The following is an 11,581-nucleotide window of genomic DNA, read 5'->3' as shown; positions in this document are numbered from 1 at the left end:
GGAGGATCGTTTCAGTCCGTCGATTCGTCGGGCCGCTGCGCCCCCAGCCCGGCCCCGTCCGCCTTCACCCCGCGCGCCTGGGCTTTCCGCCGGCGCAGGTTCTCGCGCAGTTTTTCGGCCAGTCTGGCCTGCTTATCCACATCCTTCATGCGAAAAGCGATAAACCCGTGCGATGCGGGTTGACAATCGCCGGCCCCCAAGCAAATAGGCCCCTCCCGCACGGCGCTGGTCGCCGCGGTTGGAAAACAGTGCTGCCGTAGCTCAGTGGTAGAGCGCATCCTTGGTAAGGCTGAGGTCGCGAGTTCAATCCTCGCCGGCAGCACCATTTTCCCCTTCTGACAGAAGAATTTGCCCGTAAGGGCCCCGCGGCCGCGACGGCCATGCTTTTCCTCCATACACCATCGCCATCCCCGCGAAGGCGGGTATCCATTAGCGCTGAATTAGCGGTTCCTGCCCCCAACGTCCTGGCAAATGGAGTCCCGCCTGCGCGGGAATGACGATCGCTGGCGGGGAGGCGGCCGCTTCCGACCGCCCCTCTCCGCTCACCCCCGCCGAAGCCCGTCGATCCGCACCACAGGCACCGTGCCGAGCCCCTTGGGCAGCGTCACGGTCAACCCGGCCTGCGATTGCCGGAACGCTACGTCGCCGCCGCCCAGCAGCCGTGCCCGCGCCACTCGGCCCGCGCCGAGCCCCAGGGCCTGCACCGTCACCGGCGTGCTCGGCGCCTTGAGGAAGAACAGGTACAGCGCGTCGCCCTTGGTGGTGAAGCGCACGTCCTGCTCGGTGAAGCCCTTGAAGCCGTCCTCGTTCTGCATGCCCGCGGCGAGCTGGGTCGGCCCCTCGCCGTAGACGCGCCACGGCCGCGTGCCGAACACCGCCTCGCCGTTCACCGCCATCCACGCGCCGAGATTGTCGAGGATGCGCTCCTCCTCCGAATCGATCGAGCCGTCGCCGCGCTGGGGCACCGAGAGCAGCAGGTTGCCGTTCTTGGAGATCACGTCCGCCAGCCGCGTGAGCACGTCGTCCGCCGACTTATAGCGCTTCTCGGTGTAGAGGCTGCGCTTGTAGAACCAGTCGCCGAGACAGGTGTCGGTCTGCCAGGGTTCGTCCCACAGCTTGTCGGCAAAGCCGCGCTCGACGTCCTGCACCAGCCCGAATCGCGCATAGGGCTTCAGCTGCTTGGCGGTGAGCACCACGTCGATCTTGCCGCTCTTCGCGATCGACCGGTTGTAATAGTCGGCCGCGGCGGCCAGCCCGATGGGGCCAAAGGGCAGCTCATAATCGTCGAAATAGCAGAAGTCGGGCTGATATTTGGTGACGAGATCGACCTGGCGCTGCAGCCAGCGCGTCGCATAGGCGGCGTCGCCGGCGGGGCCATGCTCCACCCATTGGCCGTCATGATCCTCGTGCCATTTGCCCATCGCCTGCATCGTGTCGATGCCGTCGGGGGCGACGATGTGCTTGCCGGTGTAGAGCAGCTGCGGATCCAGCCCCTCCCACCAAGTTCCCGCGCCATCGGCCTTAGTCAGGCGGAAGGCGTCGTAGCGATCGCCCTTGCGCGCGCCTTCGGGATCATAGCCGTAGGCGGTCTGGAACCAGTGCCAGGCATGCGCGGCGTGGTTGGAGACACCGAAGCGCAAGCCGTGCGCGCGAGCCACCTTCTCCCAGGTGCCGACCACGTCGCGCTTGGGACCCACCCGCAGGCTGTTCCATGGATGATAGGCGCTGTCGTAGCAGTCGAGATTGTCGTGGTGGCAGGCCAGCGACACGAAATATTTCGCGCCCGCCTTCACATAGCGCTTCATCAGCGCCTCGGGGTCCCATGCTGCGGCGGTCCAGCGGTTCTGGACTTCCATGAAGCCGACATCCGCGGGGTGGCCATAGGCCTTCCGGTGGAAGTCCGAGGCCGGGTGGCCCTGGATGTACATGTGTCGCCCGTACCAGTCGCCCTGCTCGGGCACCGATTGCGGGCCCCAGTGCGACCAGATCCCGAACTTCGCGTCGCGAAACCACTCGGGATAGCGATAGTTGGCGACCAGCGATGGCCAGCTAGCCTGCACCGGCCCCTGCGCAGTCACCTGCGCCCGCGCCACCGCCGGCAAGGCGGCAAGCCCCGCCAATACCCCGCGCCGCCGCCACCCTGATCCGATCATTGCTACCTCCGCTGAACCACGAGGATACCATCTTGATACCGCGGCCGGGCGTCAACGCCCTTGTCGTCCGGAGGCGCATCGCGTGCGCGGTTGCGCGCCCATCGCGATTCTGCAACCACGCGGTACCGCTACCAGTTTCAGCGGCCACGCACCGCGAAGGCTCGGCATTCGCCGGTGCATTGCCGGGTGGCAAGAGGAGAGGATGCCCGTGTTCGAAGACCTGACGCGCCGAACGATGCTCACCGGCATGGCCGCCACCGCCACGTTCGCCGCGCTGCCGGCCCATGCCGCAGGCGCGGACGAGGTGCTGCCGCTCTGGCCTGGCTCGCCCCCCGGCGCGCCTTCCCCGCTGCCCAAGCCGAGCACCGAGGAGCGCTCCAAGAATCCCGCCGCGCCCGATCGCTGGCTGCGCGGCATCGACCGTCCCTCGCTCACCGTGCGCCGCGCGGCGAACCCCAATGGCACGGCAGTCATGCTGATGCCGGGCGGCGGCTATGGCTTCCTCGCCATCGACAATGAGGGCGAGGAGCAGGCGCGCTGGCTCAACGCGCAGGGCATCACCGCCTTCATCCTGCGCTACCGCATCCCCACCGACGGCTGGGCCAACCGTTCGACCGTGCCGCTCGCCGACGCGCAGCGCGGGCTGCGGCTGATCCGCGCCTCGGCCAAGCGCTACGGCGTCGACCCCGCCAAGCTGCTGGTGATCGGCTTCTCGGCCGGCGGCCACCTCGCCGGCAGCCTGGCGACCCGCCATGCCGAGCGAGTCTACACCCCCGTCGATGCCGCCGACCAGCTTTCCGCCCGCCCCGACCTGGCCGGGCTGATCTATCCGGTGGTGAGCATGAGCGCGCCCTTCACCCATATCGGCTCGCGCGACCAGCTTTTCGGCACCGATGCCGATGCCAAGGCGCTCGACGCCGCCTCGGTGGAGAAGCGCGTTACCGGCGACACCCCGCCGATCTTCCTCACCCATGCCAGCGACGACGGGCTGGTGCCGATCGAGAACAGCATCGCGCTCTACCAGGCGCTGCTGGCCGCGAAGCGCCCGGGCGAACTGCATGCGTTCGACCAAGGCGGCCACGGCTTCGGCGTGCGCCTGGCCAAGACGGTGCCTGCCTCGGCTTGGCCCACGCTGTTCGCGGCATATGCGCGGCGGCTGGGATTGCTGGCGGGCTGAGCGCAACGATCCGTGCGCCGAAGCGTCTTTTCCTTGAAAATCAACGAGGAGGCGCCGCATGGACCCGAGAACCGAACCCGTCGAGAAGCGCGCCCGCAAGGGGCTCGGCGCCGTCGCGCTGATCGTGCTGGCGATCATCGCGACGGTGTTTGTCGGCTACAACATCTACTATGCCGTCACGCCGGGCTGACGGGGACGCCGCCACCCCCTCGCCGGGATGACCACTAAGAAGTGCAGGCTCTAGCCTTCCCCGATCCGGGCGCGGCGGCGGCGGACGGGGCTGGCGACCGAAAGGTTCGGCACCACCGGCGCCTCGACCCGGTCGAACCAGCCGAGCGCCGAGGAAATCGCGGTCGCCGTCTTCCGCAGTTGCGCCAGTGCCTCCTCGTGCGAGACGTGCGGCGCATCGTCGATCGCGGCGAGGAACGGGATGGTCAGCGCCGCGACGACATGGCCGTCAAACCCGAAGATCGGGCAACTCATGTCCGACACCCCCGCCATCCGCGCGCTGGGGATCGATTCATAGCCCTTGGCGCGCACCACCGCGAGCTGCTCGGCCAGGCCTCTCGGCAGCCCCTTCGGATACAGCGCCGCGCGCCGCTCCTCGTCCATCGCCGCCAGCAGCACATGGCCCGAACAACTGGTCAGCAGGTCGATCTCGGTGCCCAGCCGCACGGCGAAGCCGGTCTGACCCGGGCTTTCCTGGCGCGCAACGATGAGGCCGCGCGTGCCGTTGACCACCACCAGATGGCAGGACTGCACCGTCGCTGCTGCCAGGCTGTGCATCAGCGGCGTGGCGACATGGGTGAGTTCCTGCGCGGGCGTCGCCCGGTGGGCGATTTCCAGCACGCGGTAGGTCACCCGGTAGCGATCGCTGGCGCCGTCCTTGTGCAGCCAGCCGCGCCGATCGAGCACGACGATGATGCGGAACAGCTCGCTGATCGAGCGTCCCAGCCGTTGCGCGATCTCGCTGATCGTCAGCCCCTGTGGCTCGGCGCCGAGCAGTTCGATCACGTCGATCGCCTTCTCCAGCGCGGGGGCGGCATAGGCAGGCGATTTGTCGGCCGAAGCGGCGGGTGCATTCTCGGTCATGACGCTAGGCTAGCCAATGCGACGAGCGGTGTCATGCCACTTGCGAACAATCGCGGCTTGCGCCTAAGAATGTGAAAGTCATTTTGACCTATGAAAACGTTCTAGAGGAGTTGGGGAGGCGATGCGTTTCGGCAACAAGACCGCGCTGGTGACCGCGGCAGGGCACGGCATCGGCCGCGCGACCGCGCTGCGGCTGCGCGATGAGGGCGCCAAGGTGTTCGCGCTCGACCGCGACGGCGCCGCGCTGGCGACGCTCGACGGCGTCGAGCCGGTGGTGCTCGATCTGCTCGACGCCGATGCCATCGCCGCGCTCCCCGAGACGGTCGGCCAGGTCGACGTGCTCGCCAACATCGCCGGTTTCGTCGCGGCAGGGTCGATCCTCGACGGGACCGATGCCGACTGGATGCTGTCCTTCGACCTCAACGTCCACGCCATGCACCGCATGATCCGCGCCTTCCTGCCGGGCATGCTGGCAAAGGGCGGCGGCGCGATCGTCAACATGTCGTCGATTGCGTCGAGCGTGAAGGGCATCCCCAACCGCCACGCCTATGGCGCATCCAAGGCTGCGGTGATCGGCCTGACCAAGTCCGTCGCTGCCGATTTCGTGGCGAAGGGCATCCGTTGCAACGCGGTCTGCCCCGGAACCGTGGACACCCCCAGCCTCCGCCAGCGCGTCGCCGAACAGGCCGGCCAGCAGGGCATCAGCGTCGAGGAAGCGCATGCCGCCTTCGTCGCCCGCCAGCCGATGGGCCGGCTCGGCCAGGAAGACGAGATCGCCGCGCTGATCTGCTATCTCGCCAGCGACGAGGCCAGCTTCACCACCGGCGCAGTGCATGTGATCGACGGCGGGTGGGTGAACTGATGGACATGGCAACCACCACCTCTGCGACGCTCAACGCCCGCGTCACCGGCCTGCGCACGGTCGACCTGCGCTTCCCGACCAGCGCCTCGCTCGACGGCTCCGACGCGATGAACCCGGACCCCGATTATTCGGCGGCCTATGTCATCCTCGAAACCGACGTCCCCGGCCTCGAAGGCCATGGCCTCACCTTCACCATCGGCCGCGGCAACGACATCTGCGTTGCCGCGATCGAAGCGATGCGCCACCTGGTCATCGGCCTCGACCTCGCCTGGATCGCCGAGGAGCCCGCGCGGATGTGGCGGCACCTCACCGGCGACAGCCAGCTGCGCTGGATCGGCCCGGACAAGGGCGCGATGCATCTCGCCACCGGCGCGGTGGTCAACGCGATCTGGGACCTCTGGGCCAAGGCCGAGGGCAAGCCGGTGTGGCGCCTCGTCGCGGACATGACGCCAGAACAGCTCGTCCGCGCGATCGACTTCCGCTACCTCACCGACGCGATCACGCCGGAGCAGGCGCTCGCCCTGCTCACCGAGCGCGCCGCCGGCAATGCAGAGCGCGTCGCCACTCTCGAGGCGAACGGCTATCCCTGCTACACCACGTCGGCGGGCTGGCTCGGCTATCCGGACGAGAAGCTGCGCCGGCTGGCGCAGGAAGCGGTCGATGCCGGCTTCCACCATATCAAGCTCAAGGTCGGTCGCGACCTGGAGGACGATATCCGCCGCGTCCGCATCGCCCGCGAGGTGCTGGGGCCCGATCGCAAGCTGATGATCGATGCCAACCAGGTGTGGGACGTCGGCCAGGCGATCGACTGGGTCAACGCGCTCGCCTTCGCCAAGCCGTGGTTCATCGAGGAACCGACCAGCCCCGACGACGTGCTCGGCCACAAGGCGATCCGCGACGGGATCGGCCAGGTGCAGGTCGCGACCGGCGAGATGTGCCAGAACCGCATCCTGTTCAAACAGTTCATGGCGGTGGGCGCCGTCGATGTGATCCAGCTCGACGCTTGCCGCATCGGCGGGGTGAACGAGGCGCTGGCAGTGCTGCTGCTCGCCGCGCGCTACAACCTGCCGGTATGCCCGCATGCTGGCGGCGTGGGGCTGTGCGAATACGTCCAGCACTTGTCGATGATCGACTATCTGTGCTTTGCCGGCACCATGGACGGCAGGGTCATCGAATATGTGGATCATCTCCACGAACATTTCCTGGAGCCCTGCGTGATCAAGGACGCGGCGTACATGCCGCCGCAGCAGCCCGGCTATTCGATCCAGATGAAGCCCGAGACGCTCGTCCAATATCGGTTCGGCGCATGAACCTGGGGCTCGCCGGCAAGGTCGTGATCGTCACCGGCGGATCGTCGGGAATCGGTGCGGCCATTGCCGCCGGGCTGGCGCGCGAAGGCGCGGTCCCCGCCATCGTCTCGCGCGAGCCGCCTCGGCCAGAGCTGGTCGCGCAGCTGGGGACGGACTGGCTGTTCCACCCCTGCGAGCTGGCCGAGGACGACGCCGTGGTTGCCGCGGTCGACGCGGTGGCGGCGCGCTTCGGGCGGATCGACGGGCTGGTCAACAATGCGGGGCTCAACGACAATCTCGGCTTCGAGGCGACTCCGGCGCAGTTCCGCGCCTCGCTCGACATCAACCTCGTCCATTATTTCGGCATGGCCCGCGCCGCCCTTCCGCACCTCAGGGCGGCGCAGGGCGCGATCGTAAATATCGGCTCCAAGACCTCGATCACCGGCCAGGGGCATACCGGTGCCTATGCCGCTGCCAAGGGCGCGGTGCTGGCGCTGACCCGCGAATGGGCGGTGGCGCTGCGCGGCGACGGCATCCGGGTCAACGCGATCGTGCCGGCCGAGGTGGAGACCCCCGCCTATGCCGAGTGGCTGAAGAGCTTCGATGACCCCGCCTCGCGGCGCGAGGAGATCGAGCGCCGGGTGCCCTTCGGCCACCGCTTCACCACGCCGGAAGAGATCGCCGACACCGCGCTGTTCCTGCTTTCCGAGCGGGCCAGCCACACCACCGGCCAGTGGCTGTTCGTCGACGGCGGCTACACGCATCTGGACCGCGCCATCGAATGACCCCAACAGGGGCGTCGCACCAAGGAGAGGACCCATGGCCAGCAAGGCCGGACGATACACCCCCGCCATCATCCTGACGGTCTCGCTGTTCTTCCTGTGGGGAATGGCGAACAACCTCAACGACATCCTGATCGCGCATTTCCGCCGCGCGTTCACACTGAGCGATTTCGAGACCAGCTTCGTCCAGCAAGCCTTCTACATGGGCTATTTCCTGCTCGCGACGCCGGCGGCGATGCTCGCCCGGCGGCGGGGCTACAAGGCGGCGATCGTCACGGGCCTTACCCTGTATGCGATCGGGGCGCTGCTCTTCTATCCGGCGACGCATTTCGGCGAATATCGCTGGTTCCTCGCCGCGCTGTTCGTGATCGCCTGCGGTCTCGCGTTCCTCGAGACCTCGGCCAGCCCGCTGATCGCCGAGCTCGGCAGCCCCGAGGGCGCCGCCCGCCGGCTCAACTTCGCCCAGGCGGCCAACCCGCTCGGCACGATCTTCGGCGTGCTGGTGGGGAAATATTTCATCCTTTCGAGCTTCGCGCAGGACGACAAGGCGCTCGCCGCGATGTCCGCCGCCGAGCGGACCGCGACGCTGCGCGGCGAACTCGCCTCGGTGCAGACGCCCTATCTGGTGATCGGCCTCGTCGTGCTCGCCTTCGCACTCGCCACCGCACTGATCGCCTTCCCGGACAACCGCAAGGATGGGGACGCACCCGCCGTCCCGACCGGCCAGGCGCTGCGCACCGTGCTGCGCGACCGCAACCTGCTGTTCGCGGTGATTGCTCAGTTCTTCTACGTCGGCGCGCAGGTGGGGCTGTGGAGCTACACGATCCGCTACGCCCAGGTGAACCTGCCCGGCCTCACCGAGCAGGGCGCGGCCGACTATCTGTTCGCCAGCCTGGTGCTGTTCGGCATCGGCCGCTTCGTCGGTGCGGCGATGCTGGGCAAGGTATCGGCGCCGCAGCTGCTGGTGGTGTTCTCGGGGCTGTCGGCGGTGCTGGCGGCGGTGGCGGTGTTCGTCGGCGGGACGACCGGGCTGTATGCGCTGGTCGCGGCGAGCTTCTTCATGTCGATCCAGTTCCCGACGATCTTCGCGATCGGCATCGGCGGTCTGGGCCCGCTCAAGCAGATCGGCGCCTCGCTGATCGTGATGGCGATCATCGGCGGCGCGGTGCTGACCGCGGCGATGGGGCACCTGTCCGACCTGGCGGGGATCAACCTCGCGCTGCTGGTACCGGCGGTGGCGTTCCTGGTGGTGCTCGCCTTCGGGGTGCGCGCGACGGGGACGGCGGGGGATGTGGAGTTCGCGCCGGCGGGGCATTGAGGGGACGGTAAAAGCCCCTCCCCTTCAGGGGAGGGGTTGGGGTGGGGCTGTGTCTTACCGAGACCAACCGAGGCTCTGGAATCCCTCCACCCCCAAACCCCTCCTCCAAGGAGGAGGGGCTTAAGAAGTGACCAGGACCACGTGCAGGAACCGTGGGCCGTGCGCACCCCGGACATAGGTGCCTTCGATGTCGGTCGTGCCGCTGACGCCGGTTACCCAGTAGTGCGCGCGCGGCACCGCGCCGCCGGGCGCGGCGTCCTCCAGCCAGCGGACCAGTCCTGCGACCTCCAGCACGACGATGTGGCGCAGCGCCAGGAAGTTGGGGAGCATCGGTGCTTCCGGCGACGTTTCGAACACCAGCGAGCCCGTCTCCGCCACGCCGGCCCGCGCAAACGCCAGCACCGCGCCGTCGTCGATCGGGCACTCCGCCAGCCGGGTCAGCCCGGACCAGTCGAGCCCCGCCACCCGTGCATCGGGCGGCAGCCATAGCGCAGGCTCCGCGCCGTCGGCGGCGAGATACCCCGCCACCGCCCCCGGCAGTTCCGCCAGCGACCCGATCCGCATATGCGTCGCCGCCACGCTCGGCAGTGCGAGTTGCGCCAGGAAGCGCGCCACCAAGTCCTCCGGCCCCGCGGGCCGTTCGCGTTCCTCGCCCGTCAGCAGCGCCGACGCCTCGGCTGCCAGATCCGCTGCCGCCCGCGTCGGCCCCAGCCGCGCCAGGATCGCGTCGCGCGCGCTCATCGTTCGCCCTTTCGGTAACGGTCCATGAAGCTCTCCGCTGCCGGTGCTGGGAAATCGCGCCCGCCGGTCCAGCCGCCGGCCAGCGGCAGCTTCGATATCCAGCCGCGCCCGGCCAGCCGCATGGCCCGGATCGCCCAGCGCACACCCGCGCGGTACAGCCAGGGCCGCCGCGCCACCCAGGCCCACATCCCCAGCCCCTTGCGCAGCGTTACCGGCTCCAGCCCCTCGCGCCAGCTCTTCTCGCGCCAGCCGCGCAGCAGCGTCGGCAGGGGGATCGCCACTGGGCACACCTCCTGGCACTTGCCGTTCATCGTGCAGGCGTTCGGCAGGTCGCGGCTCGCCGCCAGCCCGTCGAGCGCGGGCGTCAGCACCGATCCCATCGGCCCCGGATAGGTGCCGCCATAGGCATGGCCGCCGATCTGGCGGAACACCACGCAGTGATTCATGCACGCGCCGCAGCGGATGCAGCGGAGCATCTCCGCCAGCCCGTCGCCCCGCATCGCGCTGCGGCCATTGTCGACCAGCACGATGTGCATCTCCTCCGGCCCGTCGCGGTCCCCTGCCCGCTTCGGCCCGGCATAGAAGGTGGTATATTGCGTCAGCGCCGCGCCGGTCGCCGAGCGGGCGAGCAGCCGCAGCAGGTGCACTGCATGGTCCATCGAAGGGACCAGCTTCTCGATCCCGGCGGTCACGATATGCACGCGCGGTGGCACCAGCGAGAGTTCGGCATTGCCCTCGTTGGTGACGGTGCAGACCTGCCCACTATCGGCGATCAGGAAATTGGCGCCCGAAATGCCGACATCCGCACCCAGCATTTGCCCACGCAGTTGCCGCCGAGCGCTCGCCGCCATCGCGGCGATGCTTTCCTCGACATGCGGTTCGCGGTGGCGGGCGTGGAACAGCTCGGAGACCTGCTCGCGCGTCTTGTGCATCGCCGGCCAGATGATGTGCGAGGGCCGCTCGCCGGCGAGCTGGATGATGTGCTCGGCCAAGTCGGTCTCGACCCGGCCGATCCCCGCCGCCTCCAGCGCGTGCGGCAGGCCGATCTCCTCGCCGAGCATCGACTTGGAGCGGGCGACGCTCTTGGCGCCCGCCTTGCGGCAGATCTCGACGACGATCGCGCAGGCCTCGTCGGCGGTGGCGGCCCAATGCACCGTCGCGCCCGAAGCGGTCGCCGCCGCCTCGAACTGGACGAGGTAGGATCCGAGATTGGCGATCACATGGTCCTTGATCGCCGCCGCCCGCTCGCGCACCGCGGCGAAGCTGGGCCAGGCGCCGATCGCCGCCCCCCGCTTGGCCTCGGCGGTACCGGCGGTGCGCTCGACCGCGATCTTGAGCTGGCGGTCGGCGAGCGCAGCGTCGACCCGCGCATCGAACGCCCGGCTCATTGCGCTTCCCCGATCGCCGGGCCGTCGGCCATGCCGGCCAGCACCTCGATGGTGTGGAAGGCGCGCACGTCCGATCCGCGCCGGTGCAGTTTACCCGCCATGTTCATCAGGCAGCCGAGATCGCCCGCGAGCAACAGCCCCGCGCCCGCAGCCTCCACCGCCGCCGCTTTCTCGTCGGCGATCGCGTTGGAGATGGCGGGGTATTTCACGCAGAAGGTCCCGCCAAAGCCGCAGCAGGTCTCCTTGCCGGCGAGCGGCACCAGATCGAGCCCCGCGACGGCGCCGAGCAGCCGCCGCGGCTGCGCCTTGATGCCGAGTTCGCGCAGGCCCGAGCAGCTGTCGTGATAGGTCGCGGTCGCCGGCAGCGTCACGCCCTCGGGCCGCCAGCCGCGCGCATCGAGCCAGGCGAGAATCTCCCACGTCTTCGCCGCCACCGCCTCGGCCCGCGCGGACCATGCGGGATCGTCGGCGAGCAATTCGGGATAATGGCAGCGGATCGTTCCCGCGCAGCTGCCCGAGGGCACGACGATTGCGTCATAGCCTTCCAACATCGCCACGTTGCGCCGGGCGAAGTCGGTTGCGGTCGCACGGTCGCCCGAGTTCAGGGCCGGCTGCCCGCAACAGGTCTGCGCCTCCGGCACCACCACCGTGCACCCGGCATCGGCCAGCACGCGCAGCGCCGCGAAGCCCACCCGCGGCCGCATCGCATCGACCAGGCAGGTGACGAACAGCGCGACGCGGGACGAAGGAACCATGTTCATGCCGCCCTTTCGCATATC

General features: G+C 68.9%; 12 protein-coding genes and 1 tRNA gene. 7 read left to right on the top strand and 6 right to left on the bottom strand.

All coding sequences use genetic code 11. From position 1 onward, the window contains the following. Nucleotides 1-11: 11 nt before the first annotated feature. A complete protein-coding gene (locus RT655_RS12355) occupies nucleotides 12-149 on the bottom strand; it encodes a hypothetical protein (RefSeq protein WP_313537090.1) in 138 nt (45 codons plus the stop codon). 101 nt (nucleotides 150-250) lie between these two features. On the opposite strand from RT655_RS12355, the gene RT655_RS12350 reads away from it, so the two are divergent. Further along, a tRNA-Thr gene (locus RT655_RS12350) sits at nucleotides 251-325 on the top strand. 217 nt (nucleotides 326-542) lie between these two features. On the opposite strand, the gene RT655_RS12345 is transcribed toward RT655_RS12350, so the two are convergent. After that, nucleotides 543-2,153, bottom strand: coding sequence for an alpha-L-fucosidase (locus RT655_RS12345; RefSeq protein WP_313537087.1), 1,611 nt, complete (start codon nucleotides 2,151-2,153; stop codon nucleotides 543-545). A 202-nt stretch (nucleotides 2,154-2,355) separates the two neighbouring features. Here RT655_RS12345 and RT655_RS12340 point away from each other — a divergent pair, with 202 nt between their 5' ends. Continuing rightward, nucleotides 2,356-3,330 carry an alpha/beta hydrolase gene (locus tag RT655_RS12340; protein ID WP_409530270.1) on the top strand — a complete coding sequence of 325 codons (975 nt, stop codon included), beginning with the start codon at nucleotides 2,356-2,358 and terminating at the stop codon, nucleotides 3,328-3,330. Between the two features lie 58 nt (nucleotides 3,331-3,388). Then, the gene (locus tag RT655_RS12335) at nucleotides 3,389-3,520 is read left to right on the top strand and encodes a hypothetical protein (RefSeq protein ID WP_294257804.1); all 132 of its coding nucleotides are present in this window, start codon (nucleotides 3,389-3,391) and stop codon (nucleotides 3,518-3,520) included. Between the two features lie 50 nt (nucleotides 3,521-3,570). Here the strand turns inward: RT655_RS12335 and RT655_RS12330 are convergent, their stop codons facing one another. Beyond that, nucleotides 3,571-4,422, bottom strand: a complete 852-nt coding sequence (locus RT655_RS12330; RefSeq protein ID WP_313537082.1) for an IclR family transcriptional regulator — start codon at nucleotides 4,420-4,422, stop codon at nucleotides 3,571-3,573. Nucleotides 4,423-4,543: 121 nt separating this feature from the next. Between RT655_RS12330 and RT655_RS12325 the strand changes: the two genes are divergently transcribed. The 4 genes from RT655_RS12325 to fucP are packed head-to-tail and all read left to right on the top strand — an operon-like array spanning nucleotide 4,544 to nucleotide 8,673. Further along, entirely contained in the window at nucleotides 4,544-5,284 is a 741-nt protein-coding gene (locus tag RT655_RS12325) for an SDR family oxidoreductase (protein ID WP_313537080.1), read from the top strand. A gap of 5 nt (nucleotides 5,285-5,289) precedes the next feature. After that, nucleotides 5,290-6,594, top strand: a complete 1,305-nt coding sequence (locus RT655_RS12320; RefSeq protein WP_313537078.1) for an L-fuconate dehydratase — start codon at nucleotides 5,290-5,292, stop codon at nucleotides 6,592-6,594. After that, the gene (locus tag RT655_RS12315; RefSeq protein WP_313537076.1) at nucleotides 6,591-7,358 is read left to right on the top strand and encodes an SDR family oxidoreductase; all 768 of its coding nucleotides are present in this window, start codon (nucleotides 6,591-6,593) and stop codon (nucleotides 7,356-7,358) included. The genes RT655_RS12320 and RT655_RS12315 overlap by 4 nt, the downstream gene beginning before the upstream one ends. 34 nt (nucleotides 7,359-7,392) lie before the next feature. Then, nucleotides 7,393-8,673, top strand: a complete 1,281-nt coding sequence (gene fucP / locus RT655_RS12310; RefSeq protein ID WP_313537074.1) for an L-fucose:H+ symporter permease — start codon at nucleotides 7,393-7,395, stop codon at nucleotides 8,671-8,673. Between the two features lie 120 nt (nucleotides 8,674-8,793). Here the strand turns inward: fucP and RT655_RS12305 are convergent, their stop codons facing one another. From RT655_RS12305 to RT655_RS12295, 3 genes are read right to left on the bottom strand one after another with little or no spacing between them, the layout of a single operon-like run. After that, a complete protein-coding gene (locus tag RT655_RS12305) occupies nucleotides 8,794-9,414 on the bottom strand; it encodes a lactate utilization protein C (protein ID WP_313537073.1) in 621 nt (206 codons plus the stop codon). Then, entirely contained in the window at nucleotides 9,411-10,802 is a 1,392-nt protein-coding gene (locus RT655_RS12300; RefSeq protein WP_313537071.1) for a lactate utilization protein B, read from the bottom strand. Before RT655_RS12300 ends, RT655_RS12305 begins: the two co-directional genes overlap by 4 nt. Then, nucleotides 10,799-11,563: a (Fe-S)-binding protein gene (locus RT655_RS12295; RefSeq protein WP_313537069.1), complete on the bottom strand. Its 765-nt coding sequence runs from the start codon at nucleotides 11,561-11,563 to the stop codon at nucleotides 10,799-10,801. Before RT655_RS12295 ends, RT655_RS12300 begins: the two co-directional genes overlap by 4 nt. Nucleotides 11,564-11,581 lie beyond the last annotated feature (18 nt).

The organism is Sphingomonas sp., from assembly GCF_032114135.1.
Taxonomy (GTDB): Bacteria; Pseudomonadota; Alphaproteobacteria; order Sphingomonadales; family Sphingomonadaceae; genus Sphingomonas.
Note: the sequence above shows the minus strand (reverse complement) of the source record. Positions and strands in the feature narration are given on the sequence as shown.

Coding starts and splice junctions, on each gene's coding strand:
- RT655_RS12355 (WP_313537090.1), bottom strand. CDS start 149: ATGAAGGATGTGGATAAGCAGGCCAGACTGGCCGAAAAACTGCGCGAG.
- RT655_RS12345 (WP_313537087.1), bottom strand. CDS start 2,153: ATGATCGGATCAGGGTGGCGGCGGCGCGGGGTATTGGCGGGGCTTGCC.
- RT655_RS12340 (WP_409530270.1), top strand. CDS start 2,356: ATGCCCGTGTTCGAAGACCTGACGCGCCGAACGATGCTCACCGGCATG.
- RT655_RS12335 (WP_294257804.1), top strand. CDS start 3,389: ATGGACCCGAGAACCGAACCCGTCGAGAAGCGCGCCCGCAAGGGGCTC.
- RT655_RS12330 (WP_313537082.1), bottom strand. CDS start 4,422: ATGACCGAGAATGCACCCGCCGCTTCGGCCGACAAATCGCCTGCCTAT.
- RT655_RS12325 (WP_313537080.1), top strand. CDS start 4,544: ATGCGTTTCGGCAACAAGACCGCGCTGGTGACCGCGGCAGGGCACGGC.
- RT655_RS12320 (WP_313537078.1), top strand. CDS start 5,290: ATGGCAACCACCACCTCTGCGACGCTCAACGCCCGCGTCACCGGCCTG.
- RT655_RS12315 (WP_313537076.1), top strand. CDS start 6,591: ATGAACCTGGGGCTCGCCGGCAAGGTCGTGATCGTCACCGGCGGATCG.
- fucP (WP_313537074.1), top strand. CDS start 7,393: ATGGCCAGCAAGGCCGGACGATACACCCCCGCCATCATCCTGACGGTC.
- RT655_RS12305 (WP_313537073.1), bottom strand. CDS start 9,414: ATGAGCGCGCGCGACGCGATCCTGGCGCGGCTGGGGCCGACGCGGGCG.
- RT655_RS12300 (WP_313537071.1), bottom strand. CDS start 10,802: ATGAGCCGGGCGTTCGATGCGCGGGTCGACGCTGCGCTCGCCGACCGC.
- RT655_RS12295 (WP_313537069.1), bottom strand. CDS start 11,563: ATGAACATGGTTCCTTCGTCCCGCGTCGCGCTGTTCGTCACCTGCCTG.